The organism is Dyella sp. CR10, assembly GCF_055814425.1.
In genome coordinates this window covers 219,518-242,051 of sequence record NZ_CP185986.1, presented here as the reverse complement: position 1 = coordinate 242,051, position 22,534 = coordinate 219,518, and the positions used below count along the sequence as shown (strand labels likewise).

Sequence of the window (22,534 nt, the reverse complement as noted above, 5' to 3'; positions counted from 1 at the left end):
GAGCAGCCCATCGCGACAGGAGGCTCTTGCCGTGGGCGTAAACGCCAGCCGAAGTCCGACGCATGACCGAGGACTGGCAACACCGCTACAACCATGACCGACCGCATCGCTCTCCGGCGGCCTGTCGCCCATCCGTTATGCCATGGCATCATCAAACACCGCTACTTCCGGATGACTCGAAAGTACGAGAACGCTTCATCAACATTGAAACGCGCGGTGATTCACCTCTGCTGCAGCACAAACTGCTCGTCTAAGACTCTCTACGATGGGGAGCCCGCACAGCCGGCATCCAAATGCAGCGCATTGAATAAACGGCCGGAAATGACTGTTCGCGCATAGGCCGCTGACAGCAGGCCCTGACCTCTCGAAGATTTTTCCTCCCAGAGCGCATCGCTCACAGTCAACCTTGCAACCGCGTTCGCGAATGCGTCAGGGCTGTCAATCGGCTCCAGCACCTCTGAAGCCCAGGCGAGACCTTGTGCGCCAACCGACGTGGTGACACATGGAACACCCTTGCCCATGGCTTCAATCACCTTGCCTTTGACCCCCCCACCGTATCGCAACGGAACGAGGGCGACACGCACTTTTGCGTATAACGCATCCAGAGCTTGATCGTCGATTTGCCCTAATACGTCAACGAAAGAGTCGTCCGAAGGCGGCCGGTACCGATCCATGCCCGAACCTACGATGTATACGATGTCATCGCATCCATGCCGGCGAATAACAGGAAGAATCTGCTCGAAGAACCAATTCAACCCATCAGTATTCGGAGCATGAGCATGACTTCCTACAAACAGCAAACCACTTCGAGAACCCGCCGACATCTCTCGCCCAGGAACATCAGGTGCTTCCCAGAGCGGCAGCACTAAGGCATTAGGCCCCAGCCTTTGCCTACGGCGATATTCGTTGACGGTGTCAACTTCATTGTCGGAGGGATAGAAAACGACGTCCGCCGCTTTCCAGAGACGGCGTTCGATTCGTCCAATCTCCCTTTGCTCAGCTTCAAGCCCCGGGACCGATTCAAACATCTTCATGTCAGCCAGTCTGACATGATGGATATCGTGCCCGTAGTAGGCCGTTATCCCCCTGATGTACCTGCGCGCCAGCGGCATATATATCGCAGCGATAATGGGGCGACTGAGCACCATCGCATCGAACGAGCAGCCATCACGTTCACGCTGACCAAGCCATTGATCCAGATCTGCGCCAGCTTCCTTTGCGGCAACCTCCACCCCCAGCGATCGCAGCAAATCTGCACCCGCGACTGATGGCATGGAAGAAGCCGACCAAAAGACAACTTTCGCACGATCCTGCAGCAATCCCACCAAGTGGTAAATCGCCTTGGAGCCTGCGTCTCGACCAAGCTCGGGAAAGTCATGATCCACCACCAAGACACATGGCTTCCAAGCCCGACCAGTCGACTGCGCTCCCTTCCTTGGCAAGCCGCCCTTCCCTCGAACGAACCACCGCAAACGTCTTGCCCGCGAAACATACAGCCAAGGGGCATAGGCCAGTATTAGCCGTAACAACCTATGCTTGATAGCCGCCAGATGCAATTGCAGAACTCCAATGACAATATGATCAATGCGCCATGCGGACCGAGCCCCCTACCAGGCAATGCATCCTCGATCGCGAAGATACTTCCCTGGCCATTAGCAACACCTGTCGCCTTTGCTCTGCACGTCAAGGCGTGTAATCGACAAAGAACTCTGGGTGATCCTTCCACTTCTTGCGAAAGTATTCGGCGTTTCGATTGAACAATTTTTTATATCGCTCGCTGCCCTCGCTCGCACCCGTGGTCTGATGAGGCTGATGACGGATACCGGCTAGATCGCGAAACGCCACTGCATAGCCAGCCTTCTTGACCTGGAAGCATATATCCGTGTCCTCGAAACATGTCGGGTCGTAATAGGTATCGAAACCTTCGATCTTCTCAAACAGTTCGCGCTTGATGAACATCCCGCTTGTACCCAGGAAACCAACGTCGTCACGATAGCCCTGCAGCAAAGCATTGGCATTCATACCCCGGCGTGGCACGTAGTCGGAAATCGCGCCGCCAAGGTCGGCGCGCTGGGCATCGAACCAACCGGCATTCCACCCGATGGTGCCGACTCTCGGATTCTGCTCTAGGATATGAATGGCTTCCGCGAAGCACGAAGGCGACGTGAGCCACTGGTCAGAATCGAAGAAGGCAATGTACTCGCCTGTCGATGCCTTCACGCCAAGATTGCGCCCCGAAGAGCATCCATTCTCGCTGTTGCGCACCAGCTTGACCTTGGGATGACCAGCATATAACTGCTCTACCAGTTCGGCCCCGCCATCAGCCGATTGGTTGTCAACTACCACGATCTCCTGAAGCCATTCGCGGCAGTGCAAAAGAATCGTCGATATGCAACGATCAATGATCTTACGGTTGTTGTGGATCAGTACGACCACGCTTACTGAGCGCGGAAACGCGGCCCGCATGAATTGTTCAGCTCGGCCCAGCCAGCTGTTGGCGGAAACAAAGCCGAAATCTTCGAGCGGGCCGACCCCCTGGATGACTTCCGCCAGCACCCTTTTCCCAAGCAAATGAAAGTTCCTGGCCGATTCGAATCCCAGAGCTACATTGCTTATTACCGGCCGCTCCATGATCAGCGCGGAACGAACTGTTTCAATTAACCCGTGCGTGGCGGACTCATCGCCAATAACAACAACTGCGTCTACCGCAGCAAGAATCGACGCCCGAGTAGTGTAATCCCATGAGGCCAAGCGAACACGATCGTTATCGCATATCGATGGGTCTACTGTGTGAATCAGGTCATGCGGGTGAGCGGCCAGTAGATCAGCCAGCATGCTGCGCGCCATGTCACCTTCAGCGAAGAAGAGGATGTTTCGCCGCCTCTTTCTGAAGCCCTCTGGAAAGGGATAAGTCTTGTAGGAGTCGAATTCCTCGTTGTCCGCGCCGGCAGGCAAGCAATCGATATCCCATGCCGAAAAACGTGCATTCGCCCTGCCATCGAACGATACCGCGCGGGAAACACATGATTCGAGAGCTTTTTGTTGCTCATCAGAAATCGTTTCGGCATTGACTGAACCAAAATCGAAAATAATCTCCGCCCCACGCTCTTTGGCCAGCAAAGCGAGCTCCAGAGCAAACGGAGAGATGTCCGTGAGGAGGACCCGAGTGACACCGGCCCGAATTTCATCGAGCAAACCGGCTCCGCTAGTTTCCAGCAAAGCGAGCTCCGGAAGCATCTGTTCACCACCTGACGTGGAACTAACCCAGCGCACAAAATAGCCCGCCCTCGTCGCGCCCTTGATCAGGGACGCCGCGCGCGTGGGCCAATCATTCGCACAAAGATCAGCGCATATGACAAGCAACCGCTCGCTACGAACCGGCTTCGGCACGATCATGACCGGTGTCGCGTCGCCACGCACGGGCGACTCCATGTCGGTTTCTGCTAAAGCAATACGCCGGACAGCCTGCCGCATCGCGGAACGAAGACCTTGCCTCCGCCATACCAGCAGAAATTTGAATGGCAGTTTCACCAAGCGTACTCCACGCCGATATACCGCAGCAGCAAGATGGCGAACTTTGAGCCAGTTGTCTTGCGCTTCGCGTAACTGGCGCTCGGTGATGGCCATCCGCTCCTCAAGCTCACCCAGACGACCGAGCAGCTGCGCTATATAGATCTCCTTGTCGGCGATGTAGGCGTCTTTTTTCTCTACCTCGTCAACAACTTCCCGCCACTCCAAGCGAAGCGTCCGAAGTTGTCCATCAAGGTCTTCGATGCCATTCGCTCCGCCCAGTGAGATGCTCTCCGGCGATGCCAAAGTATCCTGCTGTCTCTGTCCCTGCATATTTTCTATTTCCAAACTACCTGCCGTACTATCCGTCCCATTACTACGCCCGCCAAAGCCGATCAGCATCTCTGCAACCGCATCCTGGACACGCCCCCATCTGACAGAGAGTCGCACCAATTCTTCGTTCTTCTGGGCAACCTCTTCGAGCAAGCGCAACGCTTCCGCCTGAGAGGCAGCAAGCTGCTCATCCAACCCAGCGACCTTAAGCTGCAGTTCCTTGATTGCGTTATTTGAACTAATGTCTTGCGCCGCCAGGATCTCCGCTCGCTGATTCGCAAGATCAGTCATCTCTTGCAAGTCCTTAAGCGAGCCGCGGAGAGATTCCAAGTTTGCATCCCGTTCGCTAAGCATGTAATCGCGGTACTGAAGGAGTTCGTGCGCTGCACGGCTTCTTTCCTTGGTTTCCCGCAAATCAGCCAGCGTCTGCTGCAACCAGGTAGCTAACCAGTCAAACCGCCCTCCTACCCAATGCTTCTTGCCAGGCACGTATGCGTGCACACCATCAAGAAGCGCCAGATGAACACTCGCGCTATCCTCCAGTCGACGTATCGTGGCAACGTCCGTTACCCAAGGCACGCCCGCATACCCCATGGCGGCCCTGAGCGCCTCCACAAACCGTTCCTGCGAATCTTCCAACCTCAGGCACTGGTCCGCGGGCAAGCCGGCCATCGCATGCGCCTGGGTCATCTTGTCATCATACTCGAGGCCCACCAGCGGCCGCCTGGCAAGCAATCCCATGATGCTTGCATGTAACCGCATGGAGAAGATCGCATCCGCCGACGCAAGCAGGTCCCACGCTTCGCGCGGCGTACTTGGCAGGAATATCTCGCCCTTGACGTGCTCTGGGAGATTCGCGCGAATCTCCTCCAGAAGACTTAGATCGGATGTTGCACCGCTAACGCGGGTGTTTGCTTGGAAAGCCACCCATTTCACTTGCCAATCTTCGTTAATAAGCAACTCAAGTGCCGATACGAGTCTTTGCCGCCAGGCCCCATGCCCCCCAGGCCATTCTCGGATAACAACCGCAAGCGTCTTCTTGCCCTGCGATGCCACACCCTGCAACGCAGTACCACGCATGCAGCATTGCTTGTACAGCCAACCGGGATCGGCCCCCAGGTCGATGGGGCGATCCACGCCAATCTCCCGGAGCAATCCGAGCGACTTATCGTCCCTGATCGAGACCGCATTGGCGTTATTGAAAATGTCCTGGACGAGCTCGCGCGCCTCGGTCCCCGCCAGTGGCCCAACGCCGTGCCCCCAGATGACCACCGGCACTCCGAATTGGCGGGCCATCAGGATTGGCCGCGCGTAGGCCGAGATGTCATTAAGGACAGGGTCGTAGACTGCATGGATATGGAAGGGATGATGGTCTTGAAAAATGCCCCCACCGCCCATGATCAGAATATCTGCCCAAAGCAATGCGCGCGCCAGCTCGCCGACATTATGGAAGTCCACGCTATCTACACCGTGCATCGCGCGCGTAAGCGCTGGATCCACGCTGGCCACTGTTATGGCCCCCCCCCTGGCTTCGATCGATGTCTTTAGAATTTCAAGCAGCAGCTCGTCACCGACATTTGGCGCACCGTACCATCCGACTACGAGCGCCCTAAAGGAGGGGCGGGACATGTCGTTCATCGGTTTGCCTCAGGTATCGAACTAAAAACGGGCTGCAGTGCTAGCCACCCGTGCCCCGAGTGTGGCTGAGGAAGCACGTCGATATGCCCGGCATATGGGACACGTGAGTGCCTGTGATATTCGCCGCTATCGATATCGCCGACACCCACCGCGATGACATAGCGGTTACCTGTGACATGCAATGTAAGTTCCCAGCTGAATTCATGCAGACCCGGCTTGGTTGGAGGAACAGCTCTCTGCATGTTCTGTGTCGTGCCGGCCCATAACGCGATATCGTCCACGCTCTTGAATTGAATTCCGTAGCATGGAGTCTCGATAGGGCGATGTACTCGAATGCGCACTTTGACGATCAGGCGCTCGCCATAGGTAAAGGTAGTACGACTCTTTCCAGCTTCATCGCACATCTCGATAGAAACGATCTCACTGGCCGCGCCATGATCACCATCAGCGAGCCTTCCCTCAATCTTGACTGGCTCTTTCGCTGCAACCGTTTCTCCCGCCGCATCGGACTCGGCATAGATAACTGCGCCGCCTTCCTCGTCGACGAGATCATCGGCATAGCGCTTGACCACATCCCGACAAGCCCCGTCCAGCACGACCTGCCCGTGACGCAAATAGATGCCGCGATCGCAATATTCGAGCAGGGTATTGGTCGAATGGGTGACAAGAATGATGCTAACGCCCTCGGCCTGCATCTTGCGGATGCGGGTGAGACATTTGGTCTGAAAAGCGGTGTCGCCGACCGCAAGCGCCTCATCCACGACCAGAATATCCGGCGCAACATGTATCGCCACGGAGAATGCAAGCCGTACGTACATGCCTGATGAATAAGTCTTCACTGGCTGATCAATGTACTCCCCGATATCGGCGAATTTCTCGATTACCGGCATCAGCGCCGACATCTCCGCAGCCCCCATGCCGATGATCGCACCCGCCAAATAGACATTCTCCCGCCCTGTGAACTCTGGGTTGAAGCCGGCGCCAAGCTCCAACAATGCGGAAATACGGCCATTGACCTCAACTGAGCCTTCGCTCGGCCTGAGCGTACCCACCACAATCTGCAATAGAGTCGATTTGCCGCTGCCATTGCGCCCGATAATGCCCACAGTTTCTCCCCGCGCTATATCGAAGCTTACGCCCTGCAAAGCGTGAAAGAGCCGCGGGGGGAGCGCCGCTGCACCGAACAGTCGACGTAAGCGATTCCTTAAAGGAGTCAACAGACGATCCGCTGGTCGAGAATAGATGCGGAACGTTTTGCCAATGGAACGCGCAGATACCACCGCGCCTTTTGCGGCCCGGGTATCTTCTGTAACCAATTCTTGATTAGTCATGAGGCACGCCCACATAGCCATAGGCCATACGCTTTGCTCGTAGGCTGGCCTCTATGGAATATTGATCTTCCATCAGCTGTAGCGCTTCTCTCGATAGATTTTCCAGGCGCTCGGGCTCGTGAGATGCCTGGATGATCGCCTTGGCGAACTCAGCAGCTTCGTCTCGGATAATGATGTTCAGTCCATCCTCCGCACCGACACCCTCGCAGCCTTTGCTGGTGCTCAACACCGGCAGGCCCGCCGACATGGCCTCAATGATCTTCACACGAATCCCGGCACCGGAGAGAAGCGGGACCATCAATAGATGGGCCTGATCCAACATGGCGTTTATGTCTTCGACGAAGCCATGAACCAGAACGTTAACGCCATCGTGCAGGGCCCTGAGCTCTTCAGGGGGATTGCTTCCGCAGAAATGCAGTACGATGTTATTTCTCTTCAGCTTCTCACCGAGAAGAGGGAATATCTCTCTTGCGAACCATGTCACCCCCTCTGCATTTGGGTACCAACCGAAGCCCCCCATCCAAAGCACATTGAACGTGCCTCCGTTTCGACCTTCACGTTTACGCTCTCGCCGTGCAAACGAAAGTGGCATCAATAGTTTGGGCGCACCTGCTGTCACCCTGGACATGTCACGACTCGAAATGAACGTCATGACCTCAAAACCCAGGCTATTCTCGATTTCCACGGCATGAGCTGCGCGACGACTGCACTGCGCCACCCATTCCATAAAACGAAGCTTCCAACCCCGCAATCCAGTCGGCATCCAGAAAGGAAAGATGTCAGATTCGATGTTGTGCCCGACTAACATCGCCGGAATTCCAGGGAAAAATTTCTTGAAGAATGCCAAGTGCGCCGAATTGATCTCCATGGCATCGATTCTGTGCTTCCGCACGAGCCTACGAGCTGACGCGATCGCCGAGTGACTATAGTAGCTCGCATCGATGAACGGCATGCCGCGGATGGCCTGCCATGCAAGGGTAAATGCGCGCCTCACCCGCGGCATCTGGAACGGCATGGTCGGGCGCTGTTCCAGATGAACGCTTCTGAAGACCTCATCGTACGCTCTACGATGCCTATCGACCTTACGAATGTCCTCTTCCCCGCCCACGTAGCAGAACAGATGAAAATCAATGTCTGCTGCAAACGGAATCAGCGCATTGACGGCATAGATATCGCCGCCCGCCACCGCCGGCAAAGGCGGAGCGAGCATGAATACCAGCACCTGCCTTTTCTTTTTCTGAACATTCATTTTCATTCAAACAGCAGTTTCGTCAAAAATATCTGTATCGAAATACGGCGAAAATTTCGTCTTGTAGCCAATCTCGCGCTTTCGCTCGCCGATTTTCCTGGCAGGCACGCCCCCCACCACTTCGTAGGGACCAACATCGCGTGTCACCACCGCACCGGCGGCCACCACCGCTCCTTCACCCACGGTGACTCCTGGCAGCAGAATGGCGCGTGCGCCGATCCAAGCGTGATCGCAAATAGTCACGGCACCTCCGACGGCCGGAAAAGCTGCGTCGTTATGATCATGATGAAGGCTCAGGATGCACGCCTGGAACGAGACATTTACGTTGTTCCCTATAGTCACACCCACACGGCCGTCCAGATAAGCCTCACGATTAATGACGCAATTATCCCCGATCCTAACGTTGGCTCGGCTCGGATAGCCAGTCACGAACACACGCATACTAATGTGCGTATCCTTGCCAATCGAAACCCGCATGATTCGCGTTAGATAGAAATTCCTTATCCGCTCATTCGGAAAATGAGCGATGAAATTATTTCCAAGATAATATTTCCATCCCATCAGCAGATAGAAGAAGCTCCGCCGGGCCAACCAATGCTTGAGTGCTCCCACACGACTCCCCGCAACAATTAATAATCATTAAAGAACGTCGGCGAAGCCACGCCTGGTGAATCGAAACCAGGCATAGCCAGCAATGCAGATCGCAAATCCAATCATCAACTGAAACGCAATGGCCCCCCAGTCCAGCGGGCGCCCAAAGATCAATACCGCCCGCGCCTGCTCAATAATAGTAGTAAGCGGATTGGCGAGGAAAAAACCGCGATAAGACTCGGGAATCCTGGCCGCCGAAAAAAAAACCGGCGACATGAACATCAGCACCTGCGCAATCACACCGACAACCTGGTTTAGGTCGCGCAGAAAAACACCAATTGAAGCGAGAATCCAGCCAACACCAAGACCGTAGAAAACGAGTGGCACCATCACCGGGACAATAAGCAAAGATGTCCAGGGAATACCATGCCCCGTCACGATCAAAGCGAGCAGCAGCACGATCATGCCGATCAACCAATGAAACAACGCAGAGCTGCAGGACACGATCGGCAACACCTCAATCGGGAACACCACCTTTTTCACGTAGTTGACATTCCCCGTAATCAGTCCTGGCGCACGGGTAATGCATTCGGCGATGAAGCCGTACATGACTAGCCCCACGAATAGAAGCAAGGCGAAATCCGATTGACTCTCTCCATCGCTTCCCCACCTCACCTTAAGGATCACGGAAAAGAAGACCGTGTATACCGTAAGCATCAGCAATGGGTTAACAAAGGACCAGAGGATCCCAAGTACCGAGCCCTTGTAGCGACCGGTAACTTCTCGCTTGGTCAGCTGATAAATCAGTCCAAAATAATTCGCTGCTGTTTTCATTCACTCAAAAGCCCGGCATGTAAGCGATCAGATTGTTCAACCCAGCGCGCGAGCGATATCTGCGATCAGATCATCCACCGCTTCCACACCAACGCTTAGCCGCACCAAGCCTTCACTAATCCCCAGCAGCTCGCGGCGCTCAACCGGCACCGAGGCATGCGTCATGGTAGCAGGGTGATTAACTAGGCTTTCTACGCCGCCGAGCGACTCGGCCAAAGTGAATATCTCACAGCGCTCGCAGAAACGCTTGGCGGCGGGGAGCCCGCCCTTGAGAACAATAGAGACAATGCCGCCGAACCCCTTCATTTGCCGTGCGGCGAGCTCCCTTTGCGGATGTGAATCCAGCCCCGGGTATATGACCCTTGCAATGCTTGGCTGGTTTTCAAGCCATTGTGCGATGATCAGCGCATTATCGCAGTGCGCTTTCATGCGCAGGTGCAGAGTCTTAAGCCCACGGAGCGCCAGGAAACTGTCGAAAGGTCCTTGCACCGCTCCGACGGAATTCTGGAGAAACGCCAGGCTTTCGACCAAATCTGCCCTCTGGCCAACAACGGCCACACCACCGACCATATCGGAATGGCCATTGAGATATTTGGTTGCCGAATGCACCACGATATCCGCTCCGAGCGATAAGGGGCGCTGCAGGAAGGGCGATGCGAACGTGTTATCTACTACAACGATCAGATTATGTTCGTGGGCGATGCGCGATATCGCTTCAATATCGACGATCTTGAGCATCGGATTGGTCGGCGTCTCGACCCATACCATTTTTGTTCGAGGCTGTATCGCCGCCTTGAACGCCGCCAGATCTGTCAGATCGACGAAACCAAACTCGAGCCCCGCACTCCGGCGGCGTACGCGTTCGAACAGCCGAAAGCTGCCGCCGTACAAATCGTCCATGGCAATGACATGATCCCCACTATCGAGCAACTCCAAGATAGTAGCCGTCGCTGCCATACCAGATGCAAAGGCGAATCCACGCGCCCCTCCCTCCAACGCTGCCACACAGCGCTCATAGGCGAAACGCGTTGGATTTTGCGTGCGGGAGTATTCGAATCCCAGATGCTGCCCCGGGCTCGATTGCGCATAGGTCGAGGTGGCGTAGATCGGCGGCATTACCGCGCCCGTACTGGGATCCGGAGCTTGGCCACCATGAATTGCCAGGGTCTCGAGGGCGTACGGCCGCTCACCTTCGGGGCTCTGATCGCGGGGTTCCGACATCACGCTACTCGCTCTGAAAAATTGTCGTGATTCTATCAGCCGTCGGGCTGAACCGGAGGAATGGCCATCCAGGGATGAGTGGTCAGAATATTGCGGAGCAGCATGAGCGCCCCTCACACACCGGGATCGCAAAAAACATCGCAGCATCTCGCTTAGCTAGATCTTCGGGATAGGCAAACTTCTCAGCGACACCAACTACGTCGCAGTTTGAAGCCCTACTGAGGCCCCGCTTAATCCTATCGGGCTTAATCACTATGCCTGCACGGATCAGCATGCGAAAATGCCCAAAGACTTTAGCTATGGTATTGATTTCTATGAAAACACTGCTAGTCACGGGTGGCGCGGGCTTCATCGGCGGGAACTTCGTGTTGAAAGCCGTCGCTAACGGATACCGCGTTGTCAACCTAGATTTGCTCACCTACGCCGGCAACCTCGATACGCTCAGTTCGCTGGGTGATGATGGTCGGCATTTTTTTGTGCATGGCGACATCCGTGACCGCGCGCTGGTATCCCAATTACTCAAGGATCACCAACCAGATGCCGTGATCAATTTCGCCGCAGAATCTCACGTGGACCGTTCCATAGATCAACCGGGCTTGTTCGCAGACACGAATGTCATGGGCACGCTGACTCTGCTTGAAAGCGCTCGCAACTACTGGCGTGAACTCAGCGACCGTGCGCGCACGGGGTTTCGATTTCTTCACGTGTCGACCGATGAGGTATATGGCACCCTGGGCGGAACCGGCGCCTTCACGGAGTCCACTCCTTATGCGCCGAATTCGCCGTATTCTGCCTCGAAAGCGGCCTCCGACCATTTGGTGCGCGCGTTTCACCACACCTATGGACTGCCGACCCTGGTAACCAATTGCTCCAATAACTATGGCCCCTATCAATTTCCTGAAAAGCTCATTCCTTTGGTAATTCAGAAAGCGCTCGCGGAACAACCTATTCCGGTCTATGGTGACGGAAGGAATGTCCGCGATTGGTTGTATGTAGAGGATCATTGCTCCGCCATCGAGCAAGTTCTTTATAAAGGCAGCATCGGCGAAAGTTACAACGTAGGCGGCAATGCAGAGAAAGAGAATATTGCGGTTGTACAGACTATCTGCGAACTTCTCGATGAACGAGTCCCCCTGTCTGGCGGCCGCAAGTATCGATCGCTTATTCGCTTCGTGCAGGACCGGCCCGGACATGACCGCCGCTACGCCATCGATGCCAGCAAACTCAACCGGGAAACCAACTGGAAGCCAAGTCAGACGTTTGAGAGTGGCATTGCCCACACTGTCGATTGGTATCTCTCGCACCGGGACTGGGTTGAGCGGGTCCTGGACGGTAGCTACCGCATGGAGCGTCTTGGCGTATGAGCAGGGTAACGAAGGGCATTATTCTGGCGGGCGGCGCTGGCACACGTCTGCATCCCATCACCCAAGGAGTGAGTAAGCAATTACTGCCTGTTTACGACAAACCGATGATCTATTATCCGCTCGCCACATTGATGCTTGCGGGTATTAGACAAATACTGATAATCAACACGCCGCATGAACAGATCTTGTTCCAACGACTGCTTGGAGATGGATCTCAATGGGGTATTCAGATCGAATATGCCGTGCAACCCTATCCCGAGGGGCTCGCACAGGCCTATCTAATCGGCCGCGATTTCGTCGAAGGTCACCGTAGCTGCCTGGTGTTGGGTGACAATATTTTTTACGGTGTAGGCCTTACCGAACGTCTACGGCGGGCCGCCTCCCGGGAGCATGGTGCTACCGTCTTTGGATACTGGGTACGCGACCCGGAGCGCTACGGCGTCGCAGAATTCGATGAACAAGGCAAAGTCATTGGGCTAGAGGAAAAACCCACGGCACCAAAGTCCCAATACGCGGTAACGGGCCTCTACTTCTACGATGAGAGAGCATGCCGCTTCGCCGCGGAGCTTAAACCCTCCGCACGCGGAGAACTGGAAATCACTGACCTCAACAGACGATACCTTGGGGACGGGTCTTTGCATCTGGAGCAGCTTGGGCGTGGTTACGCATGGCTTGATACTGGTACCCACCAATCCCTCATGGAAGCCGGCAACTTCATTCAGACCATCGAGCATCGCCAGGGATTGAAAGTGTGCTGTCCCGAGGAAATCGCCTTCATCAATGGCTGGATTGACGCCAATGAGCTTTCTCGTCTGGCCGCACCGCTGTCGAAAACCGGTTACGGCCAGTATCTTCGCCAGCTCAGCGAGCAGGGACGCCCCAAATGAGAATTGTGCAGACTTCATTGCCAGGCGCCTTGGTTATCGAACCTCAAGTCTTCGAGGACGCGCGCGGTTTTTTTTATGAAAGCTACAACAAAGACAAGTATCGCGCGGCAGGACTCACCGCTGAGTTTGTGCAATCCAACGTATCGCGCTCTTCCAAGGGCGTTCTGCGTGGCCTCCATTACCAGTGGCCAGATCCTCAGGGGAAGCTTGTAAGCGTCCTCGAAGGCGAAGTATTCGACGTCGCCGTCGACATACGCCGCAACTCACCGACTTTCGGCCAATGGACCGGCGTCATGCTGACAGCCGACAACCATAGGCACTTTTGGATTCCAGAGGGCTTTGCACATGGGTTCTGCGTCCTTTCGGAATCCGCCACATTCACCTATCAGTGCAGCGCGCCCTATAACCGTGCTGCTGACGCAGGGGTCCGCTGGAATGATGCCGATATCGGCATTGACTGGCCGCTTGCGCAGCCCATTCTTTCCGAGAAGGACGAGCGGGCGCCTTATCTTCGCGAAGTAAGTCCTGAGCGTCTGCCGAGGCTTCTTCCTTGAAAGTCCTCTTGCTTGGCGCGAACGGACAACTCGGGCGCACATATCTACGACACGATGCGTTGACGCATTTAGGCTCCATCACAGCAGTCTCCCGAGATGGAGTCTTGGTGGAGGGTGGTCGCGGTGAAGCCGCAGACATGGCTGAGCCGGAGGAATTTCTGGCGCTACTTGAACGAACCTCGCCCGATATAATTGTCAACGCTGCGGCTTACACGGCCGTCGACCGTGCGGAGAAGGACTCCGCCATGGCCTTTCGCATTAACGCCGAGGCTGTCGCTTTGCTTGCCAAGTGGGCCGAACGACATGGTGCACTGGTGGTGCATTTTTCGACCGACTACGTATTCGATGGCAGGGCGACATCGCCCTATCCCATCTGCGCCCCAACCGGACCGGTCAGCGTATATGGCCAGAGCAAGCTCGCCGGCGAGGAAGCCTTACGTGCCAGCACTGCGCCACACATGGTGTTTCGCACATCCTGGGTATATGCATCCCGCGGGCATAATTTCCTTCTGACCATGCTCCGCCTTGGAAAAGAACGCGATCATGTAAGGGTAGTGGCGGACCAATATGGGGCGCCCACATCGACGAACCTGCTGGTCGAGGCTACCGCCGCGGCCTTGCGGCAATGGGTGAACGCTCCCGGATCAGTGCGCCCGTCCCTTGAAGGCACTTACCATTTGGTTGCCAGTGGGGCAACCACCTGGCACGGATTCGCCACAGCCTCGCTCGAGCAAGCACGATCCCTGGGCGTTCTGACCAAAATGCCCCAAATCGAAGCTATAACGACCGCCGACTACCCTACCCCTGCCCGCCGACCGACTTACTCGGTCCTTGATAACATGATGTTTCAGGAACGGTTTGGTATCGTCCTGCCGCACTGGACCGCAGGCCTTGCCGAGGTCATGCGCGAACTCGCTCCCCAAGGAAATTGAAACATGTTGGTCCCTCTCGTTCTCAGTGGCGGTAGCGGCACGCGGCTATGGCCGGTGTCGCGTAAGAATCTACCCAAGCAATTCCTTTCGCTCAGTGGGCAGGGTACTTTGTTCCAGCAGACGATTACGCGCACCCGATTGCTCCCGGACGTTGCCCCCCCCATCATCGTAGCCAGTGACGACCATCGGTTCCTTGCAGCCGAACAACTTCTGGAAGTGGGGATCCAGGGGGCCACCATTGTTCTGGAGCCGATGGCCCGAAACACCGCGCCAGCGATCGCGCTCGGCGCACTGCAAGCCATGGAACGCGATCCGGAAGCGCTCCTCCTGGTATTGCCTGCGGACCATTTGATCGGCGATACCGAAAGCTTTCTGCTGGGAGTTCAGACTTCCCTATCCGCAGCAAAGGATGGCTGGCTGGTTACTTTCGGCATACGCCCCGATCGACCGGAAACGGGCTTCGGGTACATCCATCGGGGCGCGTCGATCGGCGACGGAGCGTTTCGCGTGGACCACTTCGTGGAAAAGCCAGCTTTGGTGACAGCCGAAGCGTATCTAGCCAATGGCCAGTATGACTGGAACTCCGGTATGTTTCTCTTCAAGGCTGCCCGATATCTCGAGGAGCTAAGCGAACATGCGCCAGATATCCTGGAGAGCGTCCGCGCTGCTCACGCGCTGGCGATATCGGATCTCGACTTCGTACGCGTGGACAGTGAAGCCTTCGCCAAGGTAAGGGATGACTCCATTGACTATGCCGTAATGGAGAAGACCCAACGCGCGGCCGTGATACCAGTGGCCTGCAACTGGAGTGATATCGGCTCATGGTCCGCACTGTGGCTTGCGGGAGAGCGAGACACGCAAGGTAACCTTCGGGAGGGCGACACCATCGCCATAAACACCAGCAACTCCCTACTCCGCTCACATGATCGCCATCTACTCGCGACGGTAGGCATTGAGAACATTGTTGTCGTTACCACTCCGGATGCCACGCTGGTGGCCCACCGTGACGCAGCCCAAGACGTCAAACGCATCGTAGACGAGCTTAAAGCTGCCGGCCGAACCGAACACTCGCTACATCGAATTGTGCGCCGCCCATGGGGAAGCTACGACTCCCTGGAATCAGGCGACCGCTTTCAGGTCAAGCGCATCGTGGTCAAGCCCGGTGCAGCATTAAGCCTGCAGAAGCATCATCATCGTGCGGAACATTGGATCGTCGTATCGGGTACGGCCGAAGTGACTTGCGATGATCATGTGTTTCTGATGGGCGAGAACCAGAGCACCTATATTCCACTTGGAAGCGTTCACCGTCTACGCAATCCCGGCAAAGTGCCGCTTGAGATCATCGAGGTTCAATCCGGCAGTTATCTAGGTGAGGACGATATCGTTCGCCTAGAGGATGTCTACGGTCGATCCTGAACTACAGTAGCCCCTAAAGGCCGTGCTTTCGCGCGGCCTTCCATATGGCCATTCGCTTACTCAACCGTGACAGACTTAGCCAAGTTACGCGGCTGATCCACGTCGGTTCCTCGCAATACCGCTACGTGGTAGGCCAGCAGCTGCAACGGCACCGTGAATACCGCTGGGGCTATAAATTCGCCGCCTCCATCAATGCGAACGATGGCGCCTCTCGCCGCATTGCCATCCATACTCGCCGAGCCATCGGCAAATACCAGCAACTCGCCTCCCCGAGCGCGCACCTCTTGCAGGTTTGATTTCAGCTTATCCAGTAGTGGGCCATTGGGCGCGACCGCAATCACCGGCATATCCTCGTCCACTAACGCGAGCGGACCATGCTTGAGCTCTCCGGCGGCATAAGCTTCGGCATGGATGTAGGAAATCTCTTTAAGCTTTAAGGCCCCTTCCATTGCAACCGGGTATTGCACACCTCGACCCAGGAACAAAGCGTGCTGTCGCTGGATCAGATGCTCAGCAAGCTCGAGAACCTTCGGCTCTAGCTGCAGCGCTTCTTGGAGCATGCTCGGCAAGCTCTGTAGCTGCGCCACCAGATCCGCATAACGAACATCGTCCAGGCCACGGTGGCGAGCAAGCTGAAGTGTCAGCAAGCCCAGAGCGGCCAGCTGCGTGGTGAAGGCTTTGGTGGAAGCCACGCCGATTTCCGGACCCGCGCGCGTCATCAGCTTGAGGTCCGCTTCGCGCACTACCGAGGATTCCGGCACGTTGCAGATCGCCAACGTACCGAGATAGCCGCGGCGGCGCGATTCGCGCATCGCTGCCAGGGTATCGGCGGTTTCGCCGGACTGGGAAATCGCCACGAACAACGTGCCTTCCGGCACCACTGCTTCACGGTAGCGATATTCGCTGGCCACTTCGACGTTGACCGGCAGGCGCGCGTAATCCTCGATCCAGTACTTAGCGACCAGGCCGGCGTGATAGCTAGTGCCGCAGGCGATGATGTGCAGGCCCTTGGCCTTGCTCAGCAGCTCGTCGCCATTGACGCCAAAGATATTCGGCAGCACACCATGCGGACCGATGCGCGCTTCCAGCGTATCGGCCACCGCGCGCGGCTGCTCGAAGATCTCCTTCTGCATGTAGTGGCGGTATTCGCCGCGCTCGACTGCGTCGGTAGACAGCTCGCTCTCGTGGATCGCACGCTCCACCTGCTGCCCGTCCTGGCCGAAGATGCGCACCTGATCACGAGTGATTTCCACCACGTCGTGTTCTTCGAGGTAGATCATCCGGTTGGTGACCTGGATCAGCGCCTGCGCATCGGAGCCGAGGAAATTCTCGCCGATGCCCACACCGACCAGCAGCGGCGCGCCGCGACGGGCGCCAATGACTCGTCCAGGTTCCTTGTCGCTGATCACGGCGATGGCGTACGCGCCTTCCAACTCATGCACTACCGAAGACACGGCATCCAACAAGGACTTGTCGGAAGACAGTCGCTCGCTGATCAAAGCGGCCATCACCTCGGTATCGGTCTCCGAAGTAAAGACATGCCCACGCGAAGCCAACTCTTCACGCAACGTCGCGTAGTTCTCGATGATGCCGTTGTGCACGATCGCCACATGACCGGCCACGTGCGGATGCGCATTGACCTTGTTCGGCACGCCATGTGTGGCCCAACGCGTGTGTGCAATGCCAGTACCGCCAGGAAACGGATCGGCCTGGTACAACGCTTCCATCTCGCGCACCTTACCCTTCTCGCGCACGCGACGGATCTCGCCAGCCTGTAACACCGCCAGACCGGCGGAATCGTAACCACGGTATTCCAGCGCCTTCAGGCCGGCGATCAACAGGGGGGCCACGTCACGCTGGGCGGCTGCGGCGACGATTCCACACATAGGCAGAGTCCTCTTGGGGATAGACAGGAGCCGGAAGATCACTTCCAGGAGCCGGGACTTTGTCGGTCACCCATTTCAACAGACTTTCGTGACACACCGGACCGTGCGCATCCCGTTTCGTGCGCCCGATCCTCCTGCCCGTTCATCCGCCAGCCGGGATCGCGGAGTCAAGCATCCGCCAACCCCGAGTTGACGCCTAGTGCACCTTACGGCGTAGGTAATTCAGCAGGTCGATACGAGTGATCAGCCCCATGAACTGCTCGCCGTCCATCACGATGGCCACATGGCCGCGTTCGAACACCGGCAGCAGCGAGGTGATCGGTTCGTGCATGTCGAGAATCTGCAGGTTGCTGATCATGGCCGTGGAGACCGGGTCGCGGAACCGGCTCTCGTCCGCATGCACGTGCATCAGCACGTCCGATTCGTCGAGGATGCCGACCAGCCGGTTGCCGTCCATCACCGGCAGCTGCGACACGTCGTAGAGTTTCATGCGCGTGTAGGCCGTCATCAGCAACTCGCCCGGGCCGACCACCACCGTGTCGCGCTGGGTGAAGGGACGCAACAATAAGTCACGCAGGTCACCATGCTGCTGGCGGTCGATGAAGCCGTTGTCCAGCATCCAGTAGTCGTTGTACATCTTCGACAGGTATTTGTTGCCGGTATCGCACACCAACGTCACCACGCGCTTGTGCGCGGTCTGTTCGCGGCAATACTTGAGCGCAGCAGCCAGCAAGGTGCCGGTGGACGAACCGCCCAACACTCCTTCCTTCGCCAGCAGCTCGCGCGCGGCCAGGAAGCTTTCCTTGTCGCTGATGGCGTAGGCCTTCTTGACCCGGCTGAAGTCGCTGATGCTCGGCAGGAAATCTTCGCCGATACCCTCGACCATCCAGCTGCCCGATTTGGTCGAAAGCACACCTTCATTGATGTACTGGGCCAGGATCGAGCCGACCGGGTCGGCCAGTACGATTTCCGTGTTCGGGGAGACCTCGGCGAAATACCGCGACAGGCCGCTCATGGTGCCGGAAGAGCCACAGCCGACCACGATCGCGTCCACCTTGCCGTCCATCTGCTCGTAGATCTCCGGCCCCGTCGTGGCGACATGCGCCGCGGGGTTATCGGGATTGCCGAACTGATTGATGAAATAAGCCCCAGGCGTTTCGCGCGCGATACGCTCGGCCATGTCCTGGTAATACTCGGGATGGCCCTTGGCGACATCTGAGCGCGTCAGTACGACCTCCGCCCCCATCGCCTTGAGGTTGAAGATCTTCTCCCTGCTCATCTTGTCGGGCACCACCAGCACCAGCCGATAGCCCTTCTGCTGCGCCACCAGGGCCAGACCCAGGCCGGTGTTGCCCGCGGTGCCTTCGACCAAGGTCGCGCCAGGCTTGATCTTTCCGGCGCGCTCGGCGCCTTCGATCATCGACAGGCCGATGCGGTCCTTGATGGAACCGCCCGGGTTGGCGCTTTCCAGTTTGAGGAAGAGTTCACACGAGCCGGTATCCAGGTGCTGCGCGCGCACCATCGGGGTGCGACCGATCAGTTCGAGGACACTCTGGTGGACCGACATGGAAACTCCTGGGTTTGCGTCAGGACGAGCCGGCCGGCCCGTCAGGGAAAGCGATCATAACCGAGCGGCCAAGCCATCCCGGAACACGAAGCGGCCCCGGTAGCCGATCCCTTGCGGGGGGCTCCGGGGCCGCTTGGCGGGCGAAAACCGCAGGTCAGTTGACGCGGCGCTGCTTGCGCTCATCCCACATGCGCTGCAACCGTTCCTTGGCGTGGAGCTTTTCCTTCTTCATGCCCGACAGGGTCATGTCGTCGATGGGAAGAACGCCGATCTCGGCGTCGTGTACCTTGCTGTCGAGCTCCTGGTGATGCTGATAAAGCCGGCGGAATTCCGCGTCGGACTTCATCAGGGCTTCGACATCGTCACGCTGCTGGTTTTCGAACATGATCCGACCTCCTCGCGAATGACTGCGGACGCGGGATCGGTGCGCCCGCTAACGGTGGGGAAACATGCGCATGCCAACGACCCGCGCCGGCTTGCCGGGACGCAGGTGATCGAGTGAAGGACGGATATGCGCATGATTCAGGTCAGTGACCCATGGCGCTTGAATGCCCCATGGGTATCCGACCCTACTCCCGCCTTTCGGGACGTGCAAGCGCCGTGAGGACCCCCTGTCACGACGCGGTCCGCAGACGGCAACAACTGCCTGGACAGGCTTATTCCCCTGGATAGCGCACCCTGTCACGCAAAGAAAAACACCCGGCGGGCATTGGGCCACCGGGTGTTTCCAAGCCCGACCTGCGATCGATCTGGCCTTACTTTCCCTTCCGCGGAGCAGGATTGTCGGAACCATCCTGCATCTGCGAGCGCATGGCCTTGGCGGCCTGCGTGGCCAGCTCGGCTTGGCGCTTGGCCGCATTGGCGACCTTGGCCTGGGCTGCCGCCAGCTTGCGCGCCTGGTCGGCCTGAGCCTGGGCCTGCTGGGCCTGGGCCTGGGCAGCGGCGCCCTCCTCCTGGAGGCGGGCGGCCTCTTCCTGGGCCAGCTGGTACTGCAGGCGCTGCCGTTCCAGTTCGCGGCGGGCGGCCTCGGCCTCGCGACGGGAGCCGTCCAGCTGGATCTGATCGTGCTCGCGATCGAGCTGGTTGATCTTGAGCTGGGCGTCCTGCAATTGCGCGACCGCTTTGGCCAGGTCGACGCGGCGCTCGGCGACGTAAAGCGCATGGGCACGATCGCGCGAACGAGCCTGGGCGAGCCGGGAGATGGCGTCGCGGGCACGGGCCTGCTCGCTCTGGGCGTAACCGCCCAGGGCCGGATCGCGGGACAGCTGGTCGAGACTGTTGGTCAGGCGGGCGATGTCCAGGTCATCCTTGGCCGCATGCGCGCTGCCAATGATGGCGAGGGCCAGGAAGAGCGCCGACAAGGCGGGTTTCAGCGATTTCACGGGTGGCCTCCCTGATCGTTCGACTGAGGCAGGGTCTGGAAACCTTGGCCCGACGGCACCGGCTGAAGCACGGATGACGGCGGCGCCGGCATGTCGGCGCTCTGCTCCTGCGCTGGCAGGCCCTGCTGCTGGTCCTGCAGTTGCTGCTGCTGTTGCTGCTGCTGAACTTCCTGGGCGTGCAGGGATTGCTCGATCTGCTCTCGCAGGTCCCGGTTGCCCTGGGATTTCTGCTGAATCTGGGCACGCGCGGCACCGAGGCGGGCCTTGGCGCGCGCCAGCTCGGCGTCGGCCTGGGCCTCTTCCGCCAGCGTGGCCGCATCCTCGTACTTGCGGCTGGCCATGGCGGCCTGGGCCTGCTGGAACTTGTTCTGCGCGAAATCGAGGTCAACCGGCGCGTAGTCGGCCGCCCCGGCGTCACGCGCGGCCTGCAGCTGCATCTGTGCCTGGTTCATGGAACCGTCCGGCGGAGGCACGCTGGCGCAGCCGCCGAGAGCCCCCAGCACAAGGGCCAGCATCAGGGTGAAAAGTACCGTGCGGACGCCTTGTAGACGGCCATCCGGCGCGGAGAAGATGTGCACCATCACTCATTCCTCTAAGAGTGTCGCAGCGTATTGTGGGCGGGCATAATCGTTGTTTGCAACGCGTGAGCGTCATTTTCAGGGGACACGAGTGGACATTGGTTACTTCCTCAAGCTGATGGTGGACAAGGGCGCGTCGGACATGTTCCTGACGACCGGCGCCCCTGTGAACATCAAGGTAGAGGGCAAGTTGTACCCGCTGGGCAACACCGGCCTGCCTGGCGGTATGGTCAAGAAGATCGCCTATTCGCTGATGGACGAAGGCCAGGTACCCCAGTTCGAGCGCGACCTCGAGCTCAACATGGCGCTGGCGGTGAAGGAAGCCGGCCGTTTCCGCATCAACGTGTTCAAGCAGCGCGGCGAAGTGGGCATGGTGATCCGCGCGATCAAGAGCGAAATCCCCAGCATCGACCAGCTCCAGCTCCCCGGCATCTTCCGCGACCTGATCATGGAGCCGCGCGGCCTGATCCTCGTGGTGGGCGCGACCGGTTCCGGCAAGTCCACCACTCTGGCAGCCATGCTGGACCACCGCAACCAGAATTCCTCCGGCCATATCCTCACCATCGAGGATCCGATCGAGTACCTGCACCGCCACAAGAAGTCGATCGTGAACCAGCGTGAAGTCGGCCTGGACACGCACAGCTATCACGAGGCGCTGAAGAACGCGATGCGCGAGGCGCCGGACGTGATCATGATCGGTGAGATCCGCGACACCGACACCATGGAGGCGGCCATTGCCTTCTCGGAAACCGGTCATCTCTGCCTGGCCACGCTGCACTCCAACAACGCCGACCAGACTCTTGAGCGCATCCTCAACTTCTTCCCGGAATCGGCGCACAAGAACGTGCTGATGAACCTTGCGCTGAACCTGCGCGCGGTGATCAGCCAGCGCCTGGTGATCGGCAAGGATGGCCGCCGTCTGCCCGCGACCGAGGTGCTGCTCAACACCCCGTTCATCCGCGACATGATCCGCCGCGGCCAGATCCACGAGGTGAAGGAAGCCATGGATCGCAGCCTGCAGGAAGGCATGCAGACCTTCGACCAGTCGCTGTATCGCCTCTACAAGGAAGGCCGCATCGAACTGGAAGAGGCGCTGGCCAAGGCCGATTCGCGCGACGGCCTGGCACTGAAGATCCGCCTTTCCGAAGGCGGCGGCACCGACAATGCCGAGCTGGTCGGCAACGACCCTTACGGGCTGGGCTTCTAAACAACCGACGAATGGACGCGACGCCGGCCTGGTTCAGGCCGGCCCCAAGCCAGC

Annotated in this window: 18 protein-coding genes and 1 pseudogene; 7 read left to right on the top strand and 12 right to left on the bottom strand. The window is 58.0% G+C overall.

Annotated features, from left to right (window positions below):
• Positions 1 to 53: 53 nt before the first annotated feature.
• A pseudogene (locus ACNR9O_RS01130) lies at positions 54 to 254 on the top strand (hypothetical protein); the annotation flags it as partial.
• A 6-nt stretch (positions 255 to 260) separates the two neighbouring features.
• Here the strand turns inward: ACNR9O_RS01130 and ACNR9O_RS01125 are convergent.
• From ACNR9O_RS01125 to ACNR9O_RS01095, 7 genes are all read right to left on the bottom strand, one after another.
• Positions 261 to 1,388: a glycosyltransferase gene (locus ACNR9O_RS01125; RefSeq protein ID WP_473688413.1), complete on the bottom strand. Its 1,128-nt coding sequence runs from the start codon at positions 1,386 to 1,388 to the stop codon at positions 261 to 263.
• Positions 1,389 to 1,683: 295 nt separating this feature from the next.
• The gene (locus ACNR9O_RS01120; RefSeq protein WP_473683770.1) at positions 1,684 to 5,481 is read right to left on the bottom strand and encodes a polysaccharide pyruvyl transferase family protein; all 3,798 of its coding nucleotides are present in this window, start codon (positions 5,479 to 5,481) and stop codon (positions 1,684 to 1,686) included.
• Positions 5,478 to 6,812, bottom strand: coding sequence for an ABC transporter ATP-binding protein (locus ACNR9O_RS01115; protein WP_473683772.1), 1,335 nt, complete (start codon positions 6,810 to 6,812; stop codon positions 5,478 to 5,480). Before ACNR9O_RS01115 ends, ACNR9O_RS01120 begins: the two co-directional genes overlap by 4 nt.
• Positions 6,805 to 8,067: a glycosyltransferase gene (locus ACNR9O_RS01110; RefSeq protein ID WP_473683774.1), complete on the bottom strand. Its 1,263-nt coding sequence runs from the start codon at positions 8,065 to 8,067 to the stop codon at positions 6,805 to 6,807. Before ACNR9O_RS01110 ends, ACNR9O_RS01115 begins: the two co-directional genes overlap by 8 nt.
• Positions 8,068 to 8,673, bottom strand: coding sequence for an acyltransferase (locus tag ACNR9O_RS01105; RefSeq protein ID WP_473683776.1), 606 nt, complete (start codon positions 8,671 to 8,673; stop codon positions 8,068 to 8,070).
• A gap of 27 nt (positions 8,674 to 8,700) precedes the next feature.
• Positions 8,701 to 9,486 (bottom strand): ABC transporter permease, encoded by a 786-nt coding sequence (locus ACNR9O_RS01100; protein WP_473683778.1) that lies wholly within the window; start codon positions 9,484 to 9,486, stop codon positions 8,701 to 8,703.
• A 36-nt stretch (positions 9,487 to 9,522) separates the two neighbouring features.
• Entirely contained in the window at positions 9,523 to 10,707 is a 1,185-nt protein-coding gene (locus ACNR9O_RS01095) for a cystathionine gamma-synthase (RefSeq protein ID WP_473683780.1), read from the bottom strand.
• Between the two features lie 314 nt (positions 10,708 to 11,021).
• Between ACNR9O_RS01095 and rfbB the strand changes: the two genes are divergently transcribed.
• From rfbB to ACNR9O_RS01070, 5 genes are read left to right on the top strand one after another with little or no spacing between them, the layout of a single operon-like run.
• Positions 11,022 to 12,071 carry a dTDP-glucose 4,6-dehydratase gene (gene rfbB / locus ACNR9O_RS01090; RefSeq protein WP_473683782.1) on the top strand — a complete coding sequence of 350 codons (1,050 nt, stop codon included), beginning with the start codon at positions 11,022 to 11,024 and terminating at the stop codon, positions 12,069 to 12,071.
• Positions 12,068 to 12,958, top strand: a complete 891-nt coding sequence (rfbA, locus tag ACNR9O_RS01085) for a glucose-1-phosphate thymidylyltransferase RfbA (RefSeq protein ID WP_473683784.1) — start codon at positions 12,068 to 12,070, stop codon at positions 12,956 to 12,958. The genes rfbB and rfbA overlap by 4 nt, the downstream gene beginning before the upstream one ends.
• The gene (gene rfbC / locus ACNR9O_RS01080; RefSeq protein ID WP_473683786.1) at positions 12,955 to 13,512 is read left to right on the top strand and encodes a dTDP-4-dehydrorhamnose 3,5-epimerase; all 558 of its coding nucleotides are present in this window, start codon (positions 12,955 to 12,957) and stop codon (positions 13,510 to 13,512) included. Before rfbA ends, rfbC begins: the two co-directional genes overlap by 4 nt.
• The gene (gene rfbD, locus ACNR9O_RS01075; RefSeq protein ID WP_473700693.1) at positions 13,509 to 14,444 is read left to right on the top strand and encodes a dTDP-4-dehydrorhamnose reductase; all 936 of its coding nucleotides are present in this window, start codon (positions 13,509 to 13,511) and stop codon (positions 14,442 to 14,444) included. The genes rfbC and rfbD overlap by 4 nt, the downstream gene beginning before the upstream one ends.
• A gap of 3 nt (positions 14,445 to 14,447) precedes the next feature.
• A complete protein-coding gene (locus tag ACNR9O_RS01070; RefSeq protein ID WP_473683788.1) occupies positions 14,448 to 15,860 on the top strand; it encodes a mannose-1-phosphate guanylyltransferase/mannose-6-phosphate isomerase in 1,413 nt (470 codons plus the stop codon).
• A gap of 56 nt (positions 15,861 to 15,916) precedes the next feature.
• Here ACNR9O_RS01070 and glmS read toward each other — a convergent pair whose 3' ends face one another.
• The 5 genes from glmS to ACNR9O_RS01045 all read right to left on the bottom strand — a co-directional run bounded on the left by glmS (position 15,917) and on the right by ACNR9O_RS01045 (position 21,276).
• Positions 15,917 to 17,746: a glutamine--fructose-6-phosphate transaminase (isomerizing) gene (glmS, locus tag ACNR9O_RS01065; protein ID WP_473683790.1), complete on the bottom strand. Its 1,830-nt coding sequence runs from the start codon at positions 17,744 to 17,746 to the stop codon at positions 15,917 to 15,919.
• Positions 17,747 to 17,942: 196 nt separating this feature from the next.
• The gene (locus tag ACNR9O_RS01060; protein WP_473683792.1) at positions 17,943 to 19,313 is read right to left on the bottom strand and encodes a pyridoxal-phosphate dependent enzyme; all 1,371 of its coding nucleotides are present in this window, start codon (positions 19,311 to 19,313) and stop codon (positions 17,943 to 17,945) included.
• A 154-nt stretch (positions 19,314 to 19,467) separates the two neighbouring features.
• Complete coding sequence (locus tag ACNR9O_RS01055) at positions 19,468 to 19,698, bottom strand: YdcH family protein (RefSeq protein ID WP_473683794.1); 231 nt, start codon at positions 19,696 to 19,698, stop codon at positions 19,468 to 19,470.
• A 370-nt stretch (positions 19,699 to 20,068) separates the two neighbouring features.
• A complete protein-coding gene (locus ACNR9O_RS01050) occupies positions 20,069 to 20,695 on the bottom strand; it encodes a hypothetical protein (RefSeq protein ID WP_473683796.1) in 627 nt (208 codons plus the stop codon).
• Positions 20,692 to 21,276, bottom strand: a complete 585-nt coding sequence (locus ACNR9O_RS01045) for a DUF4398 domain-containing protein (RefSeq protein WP_473683798.1) — start codon at positions 21,274 to 21,276, stop codon at positions 20,692 to 20,694. The genes ACNR9O_RS01050 and ACNR9O_RS01045 overlap by 4 nt, the downstream gene beginning before the upstream one ends.
• 88 nt (positions 21,277 to 21,364) lie before the next feature.
• Between ACNR9O_RS01045 and ACNR9O_RS01040 the strand changes: the two genes are divergently transcribed.
• A complete protein-coding gene (locus tag ACNR9O_RS01040) occupies positions 21,365 to 22,480 on the top strand; it encodes a PilT/PilU family type 4a pilus ATPase (protein ID WP_473683800.1) in 1,116 nt (371 codons plus the stop codon).
• The last annotated feature ends 54 nt before the right edge of the window (positions 22,481 to 22,534 follow it).

Coding starts and splice junctions, on each gene's coding strand:
- ACNR9O_RS01120 (WP_473683770.1), bottom strand. CDS start 5,481: ATGAACGACATGTCCCGCCCCTCCTTTAGGGCGCTCGTAGTCGGATGG.
- ACNR9O_RS01115 (WP_473683772.1), bottom strand. CDS start 6,812: ATGACTAATCAAGAATTGGTTACAGAAGATACCCGGGCCGCAAAAGGC.
- ACNR9O_RS01110 (WP_473683774.1), bottom strand. CDS start 8,067: ATGAAAATGAATGTTCAGAAAAAGAAAAGGCAGGTGCTGGTATTCATG.
- ACNR9O_RS01100 (WP_473683778.1), bottom strand. CDS start 9,486: ATGAAAACAGCAGCGAATTATTTTGGACTGATTTATCAGCTGACCAAG.
- ACNR9O_RS01095 (WP_473683780.1), bottom strand. CDS start 10,707: ATGTCGGAACCCCGCGATCAGAGCCCCGAAGGTGAGCGGCCGTACGCC.
- rfbB (WP_473683782.1), top strand. CDS start 11,022: ATGAAAACACTGCTAGTCACGGGTGGCGCGGGCTTCATCGGCGGGAAC.
- rfbA (WP_473683784.1), top strand. CDS start 12,068: ATGAGCAGGGTAACGAAGGGCATTATTCTGGCGGGCGGCGCTGGCACA.
- rfbC (WP_473683786.1), top strand. CDS start 12,955: ATGAGAATTGTGCAGACTTCATTGCCAGGCGCCTTGGTTATCGAACCT.
- ACNR9O_RS01070 (WP_473683788.1), top strand. CDS start 14,448: ATGTTGGTCCCTCTCGTTCTCAGTGGCGGTAGCGGCACGCGGCTATGG.
- glmS (WP_473683790.1), bottom strand. CDS start 17,746: ATGTGTGGAATCGTCGCCGCAGCCGCCCAGCGTGACGTGGCCCCCCTG.
- ACNR9O_RS01060 (WP_473683792.1), bottom strand. CDS start 19,313: ATGTCGGTCCACCAGAGTGTCCTCGAACTGATCGGTCGCACCCCGATG.
- ACNR9O_RS01055 (WP_473683794.1), bottom strand. CDS start 19,698: ATGTTCGAAAACCAGCAGCGTGACGATGTCGAAGCCCTGATGAAGTCC.
- ACNR9O_RS01045 (WP_473683798.1), bottom strand. CDS start 21,276: ATGGTGCACATCTTCTCCGCGCCGGATGGCCGTCTACAAGGCGTCCGC.